12 protein-coding genes are annotated in these 19,486 nt (G+C 49.5%); 2 read left to right on the forward strand and 10 right to left on the reverse strand.

Annotation, left to right across the window (positions count from 1 at the left end; all coding sequences use genetic code 11):
- Positions 1 to 86 precede the first annotated feature (86 nt).
- From IEV98_RS01830 to IEV98_RS01865, 8 genes are all read right to left on the reverse strand, one after another.
- Positions 87 to 1,310 (reverse strand): glycoside hydrolase family 88 protein, encoded by a 1,224-nt coding sequence (locus IEV98_RS01830; RefSeq protein WP_188504228.1) that lies wholly within the window; start codon positions 1,308 to 1,310, stop codon positions 87 to 89.
- A 6-nt stretch (positions 1,311 to 1,316) separates the two neighbouring features.
- Positions 1,317 to 2,912, reverse strand: a complete 1,596-nt coding sequence (locus IEV98_RS01835) for an alpha/beta fold hydrolase (protein ID WP_188504229.1) — start codon at positions 2,910 to 2,912, stop codon at positions 1,317 to 1,319.
- Between the two features lie 50 nt (positions 2,913 to 2,962).
- Complete coding sequence (locus IEV98_RS01840; protein WP_188504230.1) at positions 2,963 to 4,474, reverse strand: chondroitinase-B domain-containing protein; 1,512 nt, start codon at positions 4,472 to 4,474, stop codon at positions 2,963 to 2,965.
- The gene (locus IEV98_RS01845; RefSeq protein WP_188504231.1) at positions 4,471 to 6,018 is read right to left on the reverse strand and encodes an ADP-ribosylglycohydrolase family protein; all 1,548 of its coding nucleotides are present in this window, start codon (positions 6,016 to 6,018) and stop codon (positions 4,471 to 4,473) included. The genes IEV98_RS01840 and IEV98_RS01845 overlap by 4 nt, the downstream gene beginning before the upstream one ends.
- A gap of 153 nt (positions 6,019 to 6,171) precedes the next feature.
- Positions 6,172 to 7,752 (reverse strand): RagB/SusD family nutrient uptake outer membrane protein, encoded by a 1,581-nt coding sequence (locus tag IEV98_RS01850; RefSeq protein WP_188504232.1) that lies wholly within the window; start codon positions 7,750 to 7,752, stop codon positions 6,172 to 6,174.
- 42 nt (positions 7,753 to 7,794) lie between these two features.
- Complete coding sequence (locus IEV98_RS01855; protein WP_188504233.1) at positions 7,795 to 11,340, reverse strand: TonB-dependent receptor; 3,546 nt, start codon at positions 11,338 to 11,340, stop codon at positions 7,795 to 7,797.
- A 188-nt stretch (positions 11,341 to 11,528) separates the two neighbouring features.
- A complete protein-coding gene (locus IEV98_RS01860; RefSeq protein ID WP_188504234.1) occupies positions 11,529 to 12,722 on the reverse strand; it encodes a FecR domain-containing protein in 1,194 nt (397 codons plus the stop codon).
- A 439-nt stretch (positions 12,723 to 13,161) separates the two neighbouring features.
- Positions 13,162 to 13,743: an RNA polymerase sigma-70 factor gene (locus IEV98_RS01865; protein ID WP_188504235.1), complete on the reverse strand. Its 582-nt coding sequence runs from the start codon at positions 13,741 to 13,743 to the stop codon at positions 13,162 to 13,164.
- Between the two features lie 196 nt (positions 13,744 to 13,939).
- On the opposite strand from IEV98_RS01865, the gene IEV98_RS01870 reads away from it, so the two are divergent.
- Complete coding sequence (locus tag IEV98_RS01870) at positions 13,940 to 14,518, forward strand: DUF937 domain-containing protein (protein WP_188504236.1); 579 nt, start codon at positions 13,940 to 13,942, stop codon at positions 14,516 to 14,518.
- 87 nt (positions 14,519 to 14,605) lie between these two features.
- Entirely contained in the window at positions 14,606 to 14,986 is a 381-nt protein-coding gene (locus IEV98_RS01875) for a co-chaperone GroES (RefSeq protein ID WP_188504237.1), read from the forward strand.
- Between the two features lie 13 nt (positions 14,987 to 14,999).
- Here the strand turns inward: IEV98_RS01875 and IEV98_RS01880 are convergent, their stop codons facing one another.
- Complete coding sequence (locus IEV98_RS01880; RefSeq protein ID WP_229738521.1) at positions 15,000 to 16,121, reverse strand: FAD-dependent oxidoreductase; 1,122 nt, start codon at positions 16,119 to 16,121, stop codon at positions 15,000 to 15,002.
- 77 nt (positions 16,122 to 16,198) lie between these two features.
- On the reverse strand, positions 16,199 to 19,435 hold the full coding sequence (locus IEV98_RS01885) for a glycosyl hydrolase (RefSeq protein WP_188504238.1): 3,237 nt from the start codon (positions 19,433 to 19,435) through the stop codon (positions 16,199 to 16,201).
- Between the last annotated feature and the right edge of the window lie 51 nt (positions 19,436 to 19,486).

Genomic DNA, 19,486 nt, shown 5'->3' on the forward strand with positions numbered 1-19,486 from the left:
TAGCAACCCCTGTTGCTGCGGTGGTTAAAAATTTCGTCTGTTCATCATGTTTATACGGTTATAAGGTATTACCACCTGCTTGATATTTACTCATTGGTGGTTAAAAAACCCATTGTTTGTCCAAAACGGATGAGCGCCTCCACGTAATAGTAGTCTGCATAGGACAGTGGCACATCAATCTCCGTCCCGCCGGGGAAATTTCCCACGGAGTGTTTCAACAAAAACCCACCGGCCTCTCCCGGCTTTGCGCGATACGGCGCTTTCCCTAAATTAAACAGTATAGCTTCCGCAGTGTTCATGTAGCGTGCACGGCGGCCAGCATCGACAAACGCACTCAGTTCGATCAATGCCGAGGCATTCAATGCTGCGGCAGACACGTCCCTGCATGTGCCGGGCGTACCGGCCAGGTCGAAATCCCAATAGGGGATCAGGTCATCCGGCAAACCCGGATGTTCAAGAAGGTAGGTGGCGACTTTTACCGCCTGATCGAGATACACGGAATCGCGGGTGTCGCGAAACATCATGGTATACCCATATAATGCCCACGATTGGCCACGTGCCCATGCCGACTCGTCTGCTATCCCCTGGTATGTGAGGTGTTGTACGGCCTCACCGGAAACCGTGTCATAATCTACCACGTGGTAGGTACTGTGGTCAGGCCGGAAATGATTGGCCAGTGTCTTGTCTGCATGGCTCTTCGATAGCTCTTGGTAACGTTCCTCTCCCGACATCCGGCTGGCCCAATTCAATAGTTCAAGGTTCATCATATTGTCGATGATCACAGGGAACTGCCATCGGTTCTGACCAAAATCCCAGGAACGGATACATCCCACCGTTTCATTGAAGCGGCTGGCTAACGCATTGGCTCCAGCCATTAAAACCTCAGCATCGTGCGGTTTTTTGGCTATACGCCATGCGTTGCCAAAGCTACAGTACAACATGAATCCCAAATCATGCGTGCTGCGGTTATTCTTTTCTTTTTCCAGTACGCCAAGTTTTCGGCGTCCTTCCTCCTTTAATTCCGTATCGTCGGTATATTCATAGAGGTACCACAACGTACCCGGGTAAAAACCAGATGTCCACGATCGGCTGTCGGAGAAAAAAGGCTTCCCGTGCTCAAACGTAGTGGGAAAGCTGTCCGGAGGTGTCGCGCGGATCAAGGTTTTAATCTGTTCGGCGGCTGCCGATAGCTCCCGTTCGATATAGGTTTCATCCAAGACACTGGTGTCTGTACGATTATCGGGACTACCAGCATTCGCCAATAGTGTTGTTGCAGTAGTTGCCAGCACTTTCCAAAGTAATGTCTTCATAGTGTTTCAGAAATCGATATGACGGGCCACAAAAGCTAGCAGTTCCGGAAGGGAACGATCGAAATAATGACCCAGGTTATGCGCGGTATCGTCCAGGACACGAAGTTGATGGTCGATCCCGGCTGAAGTTAACATCTCCGCAAACTCTTTGAAGGCTTGTGGACGATCTTTATCCCCGTTTACAAGAAAAAAACCGACGTCTCGTTGTTTCCACACATGAACTGATGTTTCAACCTGCTTTCTCAACTCCTCATTCTCCAGTCGGATACCGCCGCCCATACTAGCAGCAGCGCTAAACAGCTCTGGATATACCGTCGCCAAATAAACAGACCCCGCACCGCCCATTGAGAAACCCACTAGTCCCCGAGATTCTGCGTTCGAAAGCGTACGGAACTGCGTATCGACCTGTGAGATTAATTCGCCGACGATCATCTTTTCTACGGTTCCACGGTAGCCGCTACGCCCTCCATTGGGAAAAACACAAATGACCGGCGAGAGGTCTCCTCGCTCGATTGCCGCGGCTAACCGCGACGAAAAGCCCGCCGCATCTGAAGTCTCATTCCCTCCTATGCCGTGCAGAAAGTAGATAACCGGGAATCGCTGCTCCGTTTCCTCTTGGTACACATCGGGCGTCCAAACGACAAATCCGACATCATGACCCATCGCTTTGCTTTTTAGAATATGGTGACTTAGTCCGCTCATTTGCGGAATTTCCGGGTTCACCCACGACACAGGCGGACGCGTGTCTGCCCGTGACCGGCTTCTGAAATCACGGTACGACTCCAGTTGAATCCCCCGCCTAGCGACAATCTCCTTTACTTTTGGATCGGTAAACGCTTTCAAAACGCCGGCGCGATCTTCCGCAACGTTCTCATATCCCACGTGTCCCAAGCCTTGGGTTTCCCGGTCGTCATACGCCGGATGTTCCACCAACAAGTAATCGCCGGCAGGTAGCTGCTCGAGCTGGGCACGTAAATTCTCAACCTTCATTGAGGCAGGGATTTCACTTCCGCTCCATTGTGGAAATCGGGACACGTGAGAAAGGTCTACCGACAGGTTATACTCCATAGCCAGCGTTTCCAGCAGCTTTTTGGCTTCTTCCGAAAAACTTAAACAACCCATATGTTCCGAGAGGTGTGTCACCTGCGGAATTCGCTTTATGCCGAGTTCAATCTGTGCGCGCAGCTCGCGCTCTATTTCTCCGATATCCCACGAAACACCGGTGAGATACGGCGACTCGGGCGACTTGTCGTTTTTCCAAACAAAAGGAAAAAAGTAGCCATCGGCATCGGTGATGCTCGGGCATTGGGTAATTGGACGCCATTTTATGCCGGACCATTCGCTGGTCAGGGTCAGGTGAATGCCGACATCCAGATCGGGACGGTCGCGCAGGAGCGCCGCTGCGTCTTCAAACCACGGACCGGGAACGATGACTTCTACGGACCGGACAATTCCTTTTTCGTAGGATTCGATGGCCGCAAAATTCACGGATCGGGATGCCCCCATATCGTCGGCCCGAACCAATATATTGACGGAGGTATCCTGTGCGATCGACCGGAAACCTGTCAAAAAAATCAAGATCAAAATATGCAGTTTTTTCATTCGTTTAAATTTGCTTGCTATCTTCGCCTTACTTTGTAATCGACACCCGGCTACCTCAAATCCAAATGGGGCGCAACCATTTCGTGAACGTATTCCGTCATCGTGACGTCCATCTCCATCTGTTCTTTGATGTTATCTTCGTAAGGCCAGGGCCACAACGGTGTGGTTGTGAGCACACCATCCACATACCGATACTTTAGCTTTTCAGCATCAATCGTGTTCTGACGTATGGCCATTGGCGCGCCGATCAACGCCCTTTCCGGAAGATCCACCTTACCGCTTGAGGTAACCTGAATGCGATAGTTATGAACATTTTTCCAGATGACGATGTCTTCCAGCTTGCCATTCCATTTGCTCATCACATGGACCGCCGGATTGGACCGCGGTATATCGTCCCGCCAGTTCCCATTATCCAGATCAAAACACCCTAAAACATAATTGTATCCGCGATCGTAGTGATCGTCGAAGACCATGCCCCCCATTACCAATCCCCATGGGTTATCAGGGGCCTGATTCGATTCGGGATGGAAGCGGGTTTCAAAGGCAATACAGTTTTCAGCGATACTGTTGTTGCAATTGTAAAGGTTAAACCCCGAATGCGGCCCACGGTCACTTCCAAATCCCAATTTCGGCGCTGTCGGACGGAAAACACCTCTTCTTAGCACACTGTTTTTACATTCGTAGTAAAGAAATACGTACCTGCCCGTCCCCCATCCCCACACATCTTCAGCAAGAATATGCTCGGATTCGTTAAAGGCAAATACATGGCAGTTGTCTGCGTAGGTGTTTAATACATTGCCATCTGACAAAACCTCATACCCGGCATTAAAGCCCGAGCACCTCCGGTACGTCAGGTTTTTGCTAAACTCGGTCACCCACACGGAGTGGAGGGCATTACCCGCTTTGATACCCTCGAAGTTGATATATTCACAACGCCTGATCTCAATCACATGGTTAATTTTTACTTGACCGTCAAAAAACGCCTTGCCTATATTTTCAGCCCGTATCGTGATGTTTTGTTCGGCCGTACCTTTTAGGGCTTCGATTTTCATATTCGTGTAAGTACCTTCAAGCAACACCACCGTGTCTCCCGGCTGTACATCACCGATGATAGCGGCCAATGAACCGGGCGTATTCCTTCGCCAGCCGGTGCCATTGCCGTCCGGCGATACCCATAATTTCTTTGACTGCGGGTACACTTCTCCGTCATCGGGTACGCCTTCAACGGTAATCGTCACTTGGGCTTTTTGTTGCGTTTCGGTATCTTTTACATGGATGGTGGCGGTGCCGCCTGATTTGCCCGTTATCGTGATCCGGTTTCCGTCCAAGTCGGCGGCTGCCACCGCTTCATTGTCAACACTTACCGCATAACTTCCGCTACCTGCAGTGATGCTTATCACGTGGCTTTCACCCGTCATTATATCGACTCCTGTCTGACTAAGTACCAGATCGTTGTGTATCGGATTTTCCGAAACCTTATCTTTACAGGCTCCTAGCAGCACCATTAAAAATAGGGCTACTATACCTGAAAACTTCGTTTTTTTTTCGAAAATCGCTTTCATAAATCATCCTCATTAACATTAGTGATCCTTCCCACATGCGCTGGTGGCCAAGTTCCCGGTTCTTTCCAAATCGTCATATCTTCATATATTTCATGGTCCTCTAATTTCCGGGTGGGTTTTCCAATTCCCGCTTTAACAAATTCCGAGGCAAGGTTATTTAACGCCGGAAAGTCACTGCCGTAAAAAACATTGTTGACGATTTTCCAGTATCCACTTAATGCGCGAACAGATTTTTCCCATGATTTGGCGTCCTGCCTGCTAACTTCGGCGGCCATATCCAAACAAATTGCGAGATAGGCGCCCCGTGCCTGCAGACGCCGGTCGGTGCTGCTGATATTTTCTATTACTTCCTCGCGTAAATCGTCGACTAGCGTCTGATACTGCGCCTCGTTATCGTGCAATCTGGCCACCGGTTCAGGCCTTTCGGTGGGGATACGGTACGAGAGAATACCCCCGGCCCGGAATCTCGTCCCTCCATTATGCTCGTTGACTGTTTCGAAAAGATCCATCAACCGATCGGCAAAACTGGTCATCGTTTCGTCCATCAGCATATGTTCACGTGTGGTGTTCGCATAGCGATCCACAATTTGCCACCCTTGGCTCATCATCCACCGATATCCTTTCACCGCTCCCAATATGGTTCCGGCTGTCGCCGCGTTGCAGTCGGCATCCCATCCAAAATTGAACGCGTATTCGATGGTCTTTGCAAAATCACCATTGCCATATAGCAATGCCGCAACGACAGCGGCAGCATTAAGACCGTACCCATTATACGATTCGATCCACGTATCCTGTTTATATTTTTCGTGAATCAATTCCCATGTCTTCGGCCAATCATCGGGGTGCTGTCGCTGCCAGTCGCCCACATCTCGGGCTATGTCACGGATGATACTTTTTTCATCCAGAGCAGCAATGCCCCATTGGATGATTTCCCGGATATCATCTTCAATAAATGCCGCGGCAATCATTGAACAGAAAAACTGCGTGGCTTGGGCCGATTCCTGACCGATGGCTACCTGTGTGTAATGCAGCCCTATCTTAGATGCTGTCTGGGGCATTCCTGGGGCTAACAAGGCAAATGTTTCACTGAGAAACTGTCCCGAGAGGTTGAAGGAGCTCCACGGATTAATGGACGCATAGCCCGTGAGCGGAGGTTCAATCCCGATATCCATCAAGTGGCGGGCATAACGGTTCGCGCTCCAAATGTTTCGATTGATGCGCTCACGCCATAGTTGGGCTACTTCCGGATACGGTATGCGAATCTGCCCGGTTTTTTGCATCTGGTAAATGTATACCCACTCAAAATCGGTATCGTCATCGGTCCGGGCGCCTTCGGGAAGAGAGGGCACGTAGCCACTCACGTCGCCCGGTTGTTCGATAAACGTGAACTCGTAGGGCAAGCCATTCAACACGCCAAGATTTTGCCCTAATAATCCTCCACGGATCTTATCGGTGACTTGCTCCGACGGTATTACGATTTCTTGGGTAAGAGCCATTTTAACGGAGAGGATCAGTAAAGGCAATAAAATAATGGCTTTTCTCATCTGTTACTTGTTTTAATGGGTTATATAACATGGGCATAGCCGCGTGCCAATACCAATCAACACGAGTACCTTTAGCCACTCTCGAGCACGTAGCCCGAGAGCGACCAAGGTAACGGTAGGGGCAAACGGCCCCCTTATGCGCGTTTACGTTTGTTAGTCGTAACCCGGATTATTTTCTGTAATGCCACTATTACGCTCGATTTCTGCATGCGGTAATGGGAATACCAAGTGCTTGTTGACATCAAATTGTACCGGAGAAGCCAGATATGTACTGAACTCATTGTCGTCGCCCGTCCAGCCCGACAGATTGATATCGCCTCCTACGTGCCAGCGTTTTAGATCCCACCAGCGGTGCCCTTCGCCAGCCAGCTCCACAAAGCGCTCGTCGCGAATCCACCCCATAATAGTACCGGCGTTGGTTTCAGTTGCCGGGTGCGCTGCAGGTACCGTTCCGTCACCGTAGCCCGAGGCTTGCGCCCACGTCCTCGCACGCTCCCGTATGTCGTTAACATGCCCGATCGCCGCGGCTGCGTTTCCGCCTTTCAGTGCCGCTTCTGCTGCCAACAGCTTCACATCGCCATAACGGAGAATCCGCTCGTTATTTGCAGAACCTCCATGCATCGGGGGCAGTTCGTTGACGCCGTCAGGCTTGTTGTACTTCTGGAAGATTCGTCCTTCCACGCCGTCCTCTGGATTCAAAAAAACGTCGATACGAGGGTCTGTACCAAATGCTGACAGCAACTTTTCCGTAACGAGGTATCTGGTATTTGTTGCATCGTTAAAGTCACCACGCCCGGCAACCTCCATCATAAATCCCCGGAATACGCTCATGTTTTCAACACCCCGCCATCCACCATCATGGGCGAGGTTTAAGTTATTTCCACCTCCATTGGGCCTCGTCGCCTGCAGTTCGTACAGGGATTCCGCATTGTTTTCGGTCGCCGCGGTAAAATTGTGTAAGTAGTCCGGTACCAATACCGCTGTGATTGCATTGAAGTAAGTCAATGCCTCCTGATAATCGCCGGTGGTTCCAGTATAATTACCACGAAACACTAAGGCTTTAGTCAACAAGCCCCGGACGGCATTCTTGGTAATTCTTCCCCTATACATTTCCGGCCAGCTTTCGGGAACTTTTGTAAGTGCGCTTTGCAGATCAATAATCACCTGCGAAAGCACATCGATCGCCGGACTCTTGGGCGTATTTGTTTCGGCTTCCGTCTGCAAGCGTTTTGTTACCAATGGGACGGAACCAAATATATTAAACAACTTATAATATTGGTAAGCGCGAAAAAATAACGCCTCACCTTCCATCATAGCAATCTCCTCGGCGCCATCAAATCCAGTATAATCAACATTATTGATTCTGTCGATCACTACGTTGGCCCGGGCTATCCCTTTATAAGCCGACGTGAACGCAAACTGCAATCTTGAATTATTGGGGTTCAGCGAGCCATCAAACAGTTCGAAGAACGTATTGGTTCCCCGGCTTTCGGTCAGGTCGTCGCCCGGTAATAACCACATACCACTTATCCAACCGTTATAACCGGTCGCCGAAAAATGGTAGTCATCGTATATGGTTGCATAGACGCCCGCAAGGGGGCCTCGGAAATCCCTAGCCGACGAAAAATAGCTCAATTCAGTCGGGCTAAAGGGCGCTTGGTCAACGAGGGATGGGTCGCAGCTGCTCATCGTGATCCCAATGGAACAGAAAACGAATATTAAATATTTTTTCATTACAATCAATTTTTTAAAGCGTAATACATGGACTATATCCGATTAAAATCTCGCATTCAACCCCATCGTAAATGTTTTCGGCAAAGGAAACGCGTCATTCACCGGGTCCAGCGTGCTCCATCGGTGCAGGTAGATGTTATTATGCCCTCCTACAAATACCCGCAAGGAGCTGACGGTGTTTCCTAGCGCTGTTAACGCCGAATTTTGCAGCGAGTAACCCAATTGCCACGTGTTTAATCGGAAGAACGAGGCGTCTTCGACCCATCGGTCGGACATTCGGTTGTTGCCGGCAGGATCCCCCACAACCGCCCTTGGAACGTCGGTGTTTGTATTCGTCGGTGTCCACCGGTCGACTGTCGTCGCCAACTGATTATGTACCCCTGACATGCTTTCGAACCGTCGTCTTGAGGAGTTTACCTTATCCACATCGCCTTCGCCATAAAAGTTCACAACCAGGTCCAATCCCTTCCAGCCTAAATTAAGGTTAACGCCATACGTGTATCCCGGCAGTACGTTACCGATTTCCGTACGGTCGAAATCGTTAATCCGCCCATCAGGTGTAGTGCTATAGAAGCGTTCCTCATCGGTCGGATTGCCGTGTACGTCCAAAAAGTACATGTCCCCTGGCGCCACATGGCTGACGTTGGTAACGAGGTTGTCCGGCGTATTGGCAAAATGTTCATCGATTTCCTGCTGGGTTTGGAAAATACCACCAGCCTTATATCCCCATATCGTGCCAATGGAGCGCCCTTCTTCAATGCGCACCACATTGTCGGCGTGTCTTCTATGCAAACCGGAAATCAGCAAGGGTTGGTCATTGTACAACTTGGTAACCATATTGGACACGAAGCTGATATTTCCTGAAATGCCATAATTAAATGCACCAGCTCTATCTTTGAAGCCCACCAAGAGGTCGACACCTTTATTCTCCAGTTCGCCGATATTGAATAACGGGTTGCTTGTTCCCACAGAAAGCGGCAAGCTCACCGTCTGAAGAATACCACTCGTGATTCGCCTGTACCACTCCGCAGTAACGTTTAGCCGATTATTTAACAGCAGCGCGTCAAAACCGACATTAACCGTGGAAGCTACTTCCCAGGACAGACTTGGGTTTGGAAAGTCATTGACCGTTGCACCTAACTGCATGATGCCAATCGCATCTCCGTTGCCCGATCCCCAACGATAAGTGGTCGAACCCGTATTCACCCGCGACAGGAAAGCGTATCTGCCAACCGCCGCCTCGTCATTTCCAGCCTCTCCCCAGCCCCCGTGAATTTTAAGGTCATCTACAAATTCTACATTGAAAAACGGTTCACTGCTGATACGCCAAGCACCGGAAACTGCATAGAAGTTACCCCACCGGAAGTCGCGCGCGAATCCATTACTCGCATCCCTACGCATGGATACATCCAAGTAGTATTTGGAATTATAGTGATAGCTGGCCCTTCCCACCATACCGAACCAGAAACGGTGGTTCCAACTGTAAAAGCTGTTATTGTTGGCCAGGTCTCCCCCCCAACCCGTATATCTTGGGTTTTCAGGAATGTTGGTTATATTATCGGAATTAAGGTTTACCGTCTCCCGCCGGTGGCGCTGATCCTGCACGCCGGCGACTACGTTCAAGTGATGTTTACTCGCAAATATTTTGGTATAGCTTGCTGTAAAATCAGTCTGGTAATTAAATGAGTTATTGATCCGATGTTCAATCCTTGCCTGGCTATTTGGTGCATTAGGATACTGTAGCCGAGGGTCCTGGCCGACTGGCCTGAACAGGTTTGTAATCACCATCTGATCCAGCCCCCATCGGTCCTGCGAAGTATAATCCAGGTTCAAGCTGCCGCGGAGAACGAGTCCCTTCAGTGGCGTGAGTTCCACATATAGCTGACCAAAATTCCGTTCGAGGTCAAAATACGGCGTATTAAAATCTGCCAACGCCGCTAAATTCTCGATCGACGCCTGGCCGTATTTTTTCAGGCCCTGCCACGTCGTTCCGAGTCTGTACGGATCAATAACCGTTTCGTATCCCGACGGGTGAGAACCGTAAATGGGCTGCCAGGGTGGCGCATATGCCAATGCCTCGAGATCTCCTCCATAATTCGTAGACGTCTGGTTGGTGTATTTGTAATTCACTCCGACCTTAGCCCAGTCTGTAGCCTTGACATTCAGGTTAATTGCTCCTGTATAGCGTTTCAAACGGTTTTTGTTGATACCGCCATTTTGATCAAAATAGCCGCCTGAAAGGTAATAGTCGACCCGTGGCGTGGCACCGGACACCCGTAGGCTGTGATTCTGGTTCAATGCGTTCCGGTCAACCAATTCTTCCTGCCAGTTATATGTAGTACGGTCAGCGATATAATACGGACTTTCCGGATCAAATTGCGGATTAAAGCTGGTCAGCCTGACCGCATCACTCGGTTCATCACGGCCATAGAGGTTTCTGGCAATACTAACGTCAGGATTCCGGCTGTTCTCGTACATCTCACGAGCAATGTCAACAAACTGCTCTGTGGCCAGCATGTCGAATGTAGGCATGTTCTGTACCGCCATATTGGCATCAAATTCAATGATAGGCCGATCCGATTTTCCACGCTTGGTGGTAATCAATACAACCCCATTAGCGGCCCTACTACCATATATTGCTGCTGCGGATGCGTCCTTAAGTACCGATATCGATTCAATGTCGTTCGCGTTGATAAGGTTAAAAATATTAGGTGGAGTCCGAAGCGATCCGGAGCTGATCACGTCTTCGTTTCCGTCTCTCGGCGGTTCAAATAGCTGGCCATCTACTACGTATAGTGGCTGCGAAGCGCCATTCCAGGTACCGACGCCACGCACGAAAATTTGCGGGGCCTCATTAGGGTTTCCGCTAACGGGGGCAACCCGGACACCTGTTGTATGTCCCTGCAGCGCAAACTGAGGGGATGCCTGCGGTATCCTACCGATGTCAGCAGCAGTGACGGTCGAAATAGACCCTGTCAAATCGCCCCTGCGCCGTTCACCGAAACCTACTACGACTACTTCATCCAAATCACTAAGAGAAGGTGTCATAGTCACGTCGACACTGGTTTGAGCCTGTCCGACAGTTATCTGTTGATTTTCAAATCCCAGCAATGAAAACATTAACGTTGTGCTTTGGGATGGAACAACCATCCGGAACCCCCCGCTCGCATCGGTAGCAGTGACGATGGTCGAGTTTTCTACCCGCACCGTAACCCCTTCCAGGCGCTCCCCCTTGCTACTGGTTACTTGACCAGATATTTGCCGTTGCTGTGCGTTTTTTGGTTCGGCGCCGGACAGGATTTTCTTCGAAATGATGACGTAGTTGTCACGGATGATATAATCCAACGATAGCCCGTCAAAACACTGTTCTAGTACCTCGGCTAAATCCGCATCGCTCGCGTTCACGGTGATACGGGGCGTATTGAAAAGTGCACCGGCATCATAAAGAAAATTGTAACCGCTTTGTCGCTTAATCTCCTTAATAACTGTAGTTAGCGAAACATTATCGCGGTTAATCGTCACTTTCTGACCGAATGCAAAAACACTAACGTGAATGCATATAATCAGTGTAATTGAACATAGTCGCATGAGCCAAGGTTTGCATATATTGGTTGACGTACATGTACGTCCATTTGCTGTAATTTTTTTATACATTTGCATTAGGTTTAATACTATTGGTAACTCGATTTATTGAACTCCCGCAACCGTTCTTAACGGTTACGAAAAGGTGGTAAACGCTGGAACGTTTGCCGCCTTTTATTATTTAGGCGTATTCGCTATCTCATGACTACAATGGTACCTCCTTCCATTTTATAATGCAGTAATCCAGTATCTTCAAGTGCATTCATCAATTCCTCTACATTAGTTAATCTGGGGATGCTGCCCCCGATTCGTTTACCTGCCATTCCATCCAAATATTCGATTTCTACGTCATACCAGCGACTCACCTTTTTCATCACTTCACTGATCTCTTCATCCGAAAACACGAAGAGGTTGTCTTTCCATGACACCATTTCTTCGGGATCGACGTGGATCACTCGTCCTCCCTTCTCGCTTTCGGTGCTCACCAACTGTTGTCCGGGTTTCAGCATAATGCTATTCTGAGCATGTTGTATTTCAGCTTCTCCCACGAACGATACTTTCACACGACCATCTACCAGTGTAGTCTTGGTGGTCAAATCATCCGAATAAGCCGATACGTTAAATTTGGTGCCAACCACCTCAATTTGCTGCATCTTCGTATCAACGACAAATGGCCACTCGGCGGCATGTTCAACTTCAAGGTAGACTTCGCCACTGACGGTAATTTCTCGCTTTTTGCTGTTAAAGCGAATAGGGTAACTTACCGTTGATGCAGCATTTAGCCACAATTTGCTTCCATCGGGTAACACCACTTGATATTGCCGCCCCTTAGGCGTAATGATTGTATTTTCCAGCGATTCGTCAGTACTTGAATGGGCTTTATCGGTATAATATATTGTTCCGTTCTGAAGACTGATCTGGATTCCATCTTCAGTGGCCAGTGCGCCGTTGTCCATACTATCCAAGTAGATAGTTCGGCCGTCTGCCAAACGAAGTAGCGGCTTATCCGTTGGTGTTGTAGTTACCGTCCGCATTTCCTTCGCATAAGAAGTGTCGCCACCAAACAGTATGTCGCCCTTAAACACCCATAAACAAATCGCTGCCAACAAAACCGCAGCAGCGCCATGCCACCACCTCGGAAGCCTTAAGGGTGATTTCCGACGATGCACCCCTCGGTAGGCATGCGTGATACGTCTGTATAAGGCGTCAGCATCCAGCTGCAGGCTATCGTCCGCATTGGTAGTTTCCAATAGCTTGGTTAACAAAGATTGCATTTCAGGACTCTCACCACGGGCAACCACATAGTCCAACAATTCCGTCAATTCGGGTTTGTCAATTTGTCCCGAGGTATATTTCACAATCAGTTCTTGTAACCTGTCTTTCTCCATATATCGGTCAGATAGCACGCCACTGAGTGGCTCTCTTTATAGGTAATACGTTTGACGTACCTGCGCGGGTAGTCAGAATTTATTTTTTTCAAACGAGCAGGTAATAAATACGTCGTCTCGTACTTTTCTCCGTCCAAATGGATCTTTCCATCCATTATCGGTAATCAGAACGACGGCAAAGGGTTTTTTTAATACGTATCCCCCACCTCCCCAAACGAACGGACTCATCAGGCACAAAGCCGACAATACCTTTGGTGCCATCGGTATCTACAGAGACATACTTTTTATCGCCATAGTTCCATAACTGCTTGTATCTCATTCTTCCGGTACCGGTATGACGGCTTATTCCGTCGGGCCTTTTTAGGGTAATACGGATCAGCTACCAGTATGGGTAGGAAGTGTTATAAATTACGGAATTGCCTTGAAAGGCTTAGGTAAACTATTGGAAAAGCAGAAATAAAAAGAAAATAATATCGTGTCTATGAAAGTGGGCTTTTAAAATTTTCAAGGCATTGACCAAATGGTATTTGACCGTATGTTTAGATATATGCAGCCGTTCAGCAATTTCCTCATAAGACAACCCCTCTTGTCGACTCATCGTAAATATCTGATGCTGTTGCTCACTAAGCTTTTTCAGCGCATCTCGGGTAATACACTCCAACTCATCCGAAAAAATACGCTCTTCTGTCTCGTTAGATACCGCTTCCATATGCTGTAATACCTGTTCCCTGAATCGGGAAGAAGCCGCAACCCTGCGCCATGCATCCGTCACCGCGCGGCGCGCAATCGTAAAAAGATACGGGGTAATGGGGCGGTCCGGGTCGATCGCCGACCTACTGAGCCAAAAATTGAGGAATGTAAGCTGTACAATTTCTTCACTTTGGGCCTTATCTTTTAAAAAGTTAAAGGCAAACTGATAAATTTTCCGATGATACCGATCAAACAATTCTCGGAACGCGAGCTCATCTCCGTCCAACAGCCGGCGGCAAAAATCGGGTTCTGGAAGGCACTTAACTATCATTGCAAATCAATTGGTTAGCCTACTTCCATTCGTTCCTGCTGCTGCGTGACCTATCGTTTACCAGCAGAAATAAAATTCGGCACAACAAATGTAACAATTAATTACAAAATACTGTCCGACACGATTTCGCCTATGTAAGAAAGCTCCGGTTGTTTCAAAAAATTACCTACATTGGTCTCGACAAATTATATGAATTATGGAAAAGATTTTAGACCTCCTCAACGGCAGCCTTGGTAAGGAAGTTGTCGAAGGAATTACACGAAATACCGAGGCATCGGAGGAACAAACCAAGGCAGTGGTTTCAAATGCACTCCCTGCACTACTGGGGGCTTTGCAAAACAATGCAAGTAACAGCGATGGAGCACAGGGAATCTTGAACGCTATCGGAAGCAAACACGATGGGGGCATTCTGGACAACCTATCGGGCTTTTTGGGAAGCAATGACACATCAGATGGCAATGGCATACTTGGCCATATGCTAGGCGACAAGCGCGACGCTGTAGAACATGCGATTAGTGGCAAAACCGGTGTATCCTCCGGCACGGTATCCAAGATATTGGCCATGCTCGCACCGGTGGTGATGGGATACTTGGGTAAACAGAGCCGCAATGGTCAGGTGAATGACGGCAATGGATTGAACGATTTGTTGGGTGGTATGCTTGGTGGACAATCGGGTGGAAATATACTGGGTGGACTACTGGATCAAAATGGCGATGGAAAGCTAGGTGTCGACGATGTCGGTGGGCTACTGGGTGGCTTTTTTGGGAAAAAATAGCACATCCATCCGGCCAGCCAATGCCATAATGTCATTTTTTTGGTTTCTGCATAGCTTTTGCTAGTGCTTGATAAAGCGACTTGTAGCATGACCACGCAAATCACACAGGACATTAAACTGAAAAAACTGATTGTAGTTGGCGACCGTATACTGATCAAACCGACCACTCCCAGCGAGCGGACGGCCAGTGGTCTTTATCTTCCTCCCGGTGTGCAGGAAAAGGAAAAAGTACAATGGGGATATGTGATGAAAACCGGCCCCGGTTATGCGTTACCCGTTCCTACGGAAGAGGACGATGCTTGGAAGCCACAGGACGAAAAGGTAAAATATATCCCTTTACAAGCCAAGGAAGGGGATCTAGCCATTTTCCATGTCGGAGCTTCCACGGAAATCCTATATCAAGGTGAAAAGTATTTCATTGCCCCGCAAAGCGCCATCTTGATGCTTGAGCGCGAAGAAGAACTTTAATTGCACAGGTTATTCACGAACCCATTCCCAGATAGGTCATCAGTTCTGTCGCCGCGGCCCTACCGGCCCGATTCGCTCCGATGGTAGATGCCGAAGGACCATAGCCGACCAAATGAACGCGGGGCTGTTTGGCCACCATGGTAGCTAATCTTCCTGCCATGATAATACCGCCATTCTCCTCCCGTAGCATTAACGGAGCTAAATGATCAAGCGAGCTGCGGAAACCGGTACACCAAAGGATGACATCAGCGAGTTGCTCCCGCCCGTCCGACCAGCGTACACCCTGGGCGGTGATTTCACTAAACATGGGCAGTCGGTTCAACACGCCGCGGGCACGCATCGATTCGATGGCAGGCGTAACCGGAAGACCGGTAACCGATACCACAGAACGGGGCGGCAGCCCTTTGCGCACACGGTCTTCTACGATCGCTACGGCGGCCCGTCCAGCCCCTTCATCAAAGGATCCTTCCCGGAATTCAGGTGGGCGTCGAGTCACCCATGTTGTCGTCGTCACCTGTGATATTTCATCCAGCAATTGGATGGCGGATATCCCGGCCCCAACGATAACCACATGTCTGCCACTGAATGCTTTAGCCGATTGATAGTCTTTCGTATGCAGCTGAAGGCCTTTGAAGTGCCCTTGTCCCGGATACTCGGGGATATAAGGAGTTTCCCATGTACCCGTCGCATTGATGATTCCCTGTGCAGAAAAGTACCCCCCGTCCGTTTCCACGCGCAACCGGCCGTTGCGCTCACAAACCACCTTCACCCCGACAGGTCTGTATACGATAAGTCCGAATTTTTTCTCATACGCTTCAAAATAGTGCGGCACAGCGATATTCGCTCGCACTTCCGGAGCATTTCCATCCAGGGTATCCGCAAAAGACAGTCCAGGCAGGTCATGGATTCGGTTTACGGTACTGAGGGTAAGCGAGGACCAGCGGTGTTGCCACGCCCCACCGGGTTGCGGCGACTGGTCCAAGATCACAAAATCACGCCCCTGTGTCAATCCGCTTTTTTTGAGGTAATATGCAGCGGAAAGACCTGCTTGGCCAGCGCCAATCACTACGATACCGGTTTTATATTGCACCCTGGCTAAAGGCCCGGGATGCATCGCATTCATAGCTGTGCTCATACACCTCGATGGTAAACGCCTGCAATATACCTATTCCGTTTCTAAAGCCGGTAATCACCAGCCCCATCAATCAATTGCTACTGCTGGTATACCTCCAATGCCACCGGTCCCATCAGTCCGGCGGGATGCAGTGGGCTATCGGCAGTATAAGGGTTAACGATCGTCCAACTACTGCGGTATTTCGGATTCAATCGTTGATCGCCGATTAATCGGTTCACCCAGGTGTTCGTTACTTTTACTTCGAGTACCGGCTGTCCGGCTCCAAAAAAATCAGTGATATCAAGTCGATAAGGCGGCGTCCATAGCCCCCCAACTTCCTGCCCGTCTAGGCTTACTTTAGCTATGGCTACGAGATTACCCAAATTTAGGTATACGCGCTGATCGTCCTGAATATTCAATTTTGGCAGCTGCTTGGTATACGTTGCACTTCCGGCAAAATAGTTGACAGCTGTATCGGTATGATGCGACCAATCCACTAGGCTATCCAGCTGCAGGACAAAGATAGTCGAGTCTGGTCTAGTAAAGGCAACCTGCCAAGGCCCCGACACGGCTAGCACACGATCCGGTCTTGGAAAATTTTCGCCGGCCTCTGGTAATGAATGCGTGGTCGCGTTACGGAAAATGACAAATGCACTTTCATAACCATCCAACTCCAATGGTACGGCTGTACCATACCCATCGTCATCAAATTCAGGCAGATCACGCAAGGAACCGTGCACGGCATCCCAAAGTTCAGGTTGTTTGCCAGTGACGCGGAATGTAGGGGTAACCCGGACTTTTTTGTCACTTTGGTTGGAGATGAAGTAAATATCCCCCCCGGGTAATGTGCGATGTATGAAGGTTATCGGGGCCGATTCATCCAATCGGACATCCGGCATCACCCCTGCCCGATCGAGCGCTTCCTGCATCGTCATGCCATCCAGCACCAACCCTTCGCCATACCGCTTTTCCTTAAGCTGTTCGCCATCTACACCAGCCCACAGTTTATCAGCCAATGTGCGTACCGCCTCATCTGCCTTGCCGTAATCGGCCAAACTCGGCGATCGAATCGGTTTTGGCCCCAGTATGATTCCACCTTCCTTCACCAATTGTTCGATCTTCTGCAATACCGCCGGTCGCATCGTCTCCAATTGTGGCAACACCAGTACCTTATACGATAGCCCATCAGGTAATGTGAAACGTCTGTCTTTCATCGATAGCCGTTCCAGGATTACTTCCGCGTTGATGTAGTCAAAGGAATACCCTTTCGGTAGGGCGGGGTCTTGTATACCCGTCATCTTCGGCGCATCTTCTCCGATGAAGTAGGCGACATCGGCTACATAACGTCCCTGCTGAAGCAGGTAATTGCAACGTTTAAGGTAATCAATAAAACCATCCATGTCGTAAAACCAGGTATTGAACCGATTGAACTCGTTACCGAACCAGGCATTCACACCGGGGCGTTTATTTTCATACGGCTGATGGATGTATACGTGAAGCAGCGTATTATTGATGCCTTCTGCAAAGAAACGGTCGCCTCGTTGCTTGAACATTGCCGGGTAGCGGCCAAACGTATTGCCTGCCGCCGTGAACGACTCCGCGGACACCCTATTTTTACCATAGATATGTGCCGCGGAAGATGCGGCCCGGTTTTCGATATCTCCAAGTTCGCCCTCGCTCCAGAATTCACCCCCCACCTCATCCGACTGTCCGCCGTACTGCAAAAACTCGCCGGGGAAACCCCAGTGGCCATAGTTCTCCAGCCAGATGGTCAGTCCGTGTTTGTGACTAATGTCGCGCAATCCGCCCACGTATTCGTATGCCACCTTATCGGCTACGAAGCGCCGCACATCCCACAGGAAGCGGTCGGACTGATCTTGGCTACCCACTACATGACCGTACAACGTGGGGATATATGGCGTAGGGTCGTAACCGAATGCCTGTTTAAATTTATCTTCAAAGCCGTCCGTCCAATTCTGTCCACCGGTCTCATAACTATCCTGTACGGCTACCTTGAATGTCGTACGGTCTTCAGCGGGTATGCGACGTAGGATGTCGCCCAAGAAAGCATCGAAATGCTGGATGACATGCTCATGGTTCAGCTTATCGACTTCGAGCCCCCTACCTTCGGGACTTGCAGGCCCATTGGTTACCCCTGTGGGCAACATCCCCGTTTGAATGATGATCCAATCGCCTTCGGGAATATCCCACGTTAATTCGCCATTATCCGCCAACTGTGCGGTAAGGTCCATCACTTCCGACGGGGATACGGCATATGTGTGATCGTCGGCCTCCACCTGAGGGGCCCATTGGTAGTCGTGCCAGTAAGGCAACGGCGTAGGATGCATGCGTGCCAAAGACTTCTCTTTAAAGCGCTCGACACGGGGTGTTGTGCCTAACTCGATTTCTGCGATACCCGCATCGCCGGCCACCTCATCGACCACCAGCCGAAAAGTATCGCTTTCCACCGCCTCAAACGAGACGACTACCGGTGCGAACTGCTCAAATCCCACGTTCAATGCGTTATTGGTCCGGTCCAGCCGGAACGACTTAACAGGCTGGAACACGCCCTTGTGCATCGCTTCCAACGACACATTAAATCCCATGTTACGGGATGAAGGGTAAATCGCAAGACTTCTTGCCGTAAAAGCACTAGCTGTGGATAGGGTAAAGGTCGATACCGCTTTTGCTGGCAGGCGCACTTCACTATGTCGATTTCCATCCATCAAGTTGCCCAAAGGCTGTCCGCTTACCGTCGATTCCACTTTCGGATTCAGGTCGACCAAATCCACGCCATAGTCTTTAGGTGCTTTGAATGCCAAAACCTTCAGTCGTTGAAAATCCCCTTCAGGGCTGGGCAAAACACCCTTAAATTGGGATGGCCCGGCAACCATCGTATCAGCCGCTGCCAAATAACGCATGGCTTGGCTGGGCTTTACCCATGGCCCACCGGACTGGCTCCAGCCTGGGCTATTGAACAGACCGATTTCGATATCCAGCTTTGCCGCAGTCTTCATAGCAGTGTGCAGAATATCCCACCATTCATCACTAAAGATTTTCACTTTGCCATAAGGAATATCATCCAAGCCTATATTGCCTATGAACGCCCGGTTGATACCGACTTTCTTCATCGCATGTAAATCGTTGATAACACCTTGTTTGGAGAGGTGATCGGATATCCAATACCAGTATACGCTGGTTTGTATGGAATCCGGGGCTTGAACGAACACGTCCGTGATGGTTTCCCAGTCGGCCTTTTTGTCCTGGCGGTCGGCACAGGCGATTGCCGTCGTTAACGCGGCAATACAGATCAGCAGTGAATAATTTACATTCATTTCTCGGATGAACAATGGTTACGTAGGCAAAGTAAACAAACCTTGTGTATT

The organism is Parapedobacter pyrenivorans, from assembly GCF_014636865.1.
GTDB classification, from domain to species: domain Bacteria; phylum Bacteroidota; class Bacteroidia; order Sphingobacteriales; family Sphingobacteriaceae; genus Parapedobacter; species Parapedobacter pyrenivorans.

Excerpts from the sequence above, each read along its gene's own strand:
- IEV98_RS01835 (WP_188504229.1), bottom strand. The coding sequence starts at position 2,912 with ATGAAAAAACTGCATATTTTGATCTTGATTTTTTTGACAGGTTTCCGG.
- IEV98_RS01855 (WP_188504233.1), bottom strand. The coding sequence starts at position 11,340 with ATGCGACTATGTTCAATTACACTGATTATATGCATTCACGTTAGTGTT.
- IEV98_RS01885 (WP_188504238.1), bottom strand. The coding sequence starts at position 19,435 with ATGAATGTAAATTATTCACTGCTGATCTGTATTGCCGCGTTAACGACG.
- IEV98_RS01845 (WP_188504231.1), bottom strand. The coding sequence starts at position 6,018 with ATGAGAAAAGCCATTATTTTATTGCCTTTACTGATCCTCTCCGTTAAA.
- IEV98_RS01840 (WP_188504230.1), bottom strand. The coding sequence starts at position 4,474 with ATGAAAGCGATTTTCGAAAAAAAAACGAAGTTTTCAGGTATAGTAGCC.
- IEV98_RS01875 (WP_188504237.1), top strand. The coding sequence starts at position 14,606 with ATGACCACGCAAATCACACAGGACATTAAACTGAAAAAACTGATTGTA.
- IEV98_RS01880 (WP_229738521.1), bottom strand. The coding sequence starts at position 16,121 with ATGAGCACAGCTATGAATGCGATGCATCCCGGGCCTTTAGCCAGGGTG.
- IEV98_RS01870 (WP_188504236.1), top strand. The coding sequence starts at position 13,940 with ATGGAAAAGATTTTAGACCTCCTCAACGGCAGCCTTGGTAAGGAAGTT.
- IEV98_RS01830 (WP_188504228.1), bottom strand. The coding sequence starts at position 1,310 with ATGAAGACATTACTTTGGAAAGTGCTGGCAACTACTGCAACAACACTA.
- IEV98_RS01865 (WP_188504235.1), bottom strand. The coding sequence starts at position 13,743 with ATGATAGTTAAGTGCCTTCCAGAACCCGATTTTTGCCGCCGGCTGTTG.
- IEV98_RS01850 (WP_188504232.1), bottom strand. The coding sequence starts at position 7,752 with ATGAAAAAATATTTAATATTCGTTTTCTGTTCCATTGGGATCACGATG.
- IEV98_RS01860 (WP_188504234.1), bottom strand. The coding sequence starts at position 12,722 with ATGGAGAAAGACAGGTTACAAGAACTGATTGTGAAATATACCTCGGGA.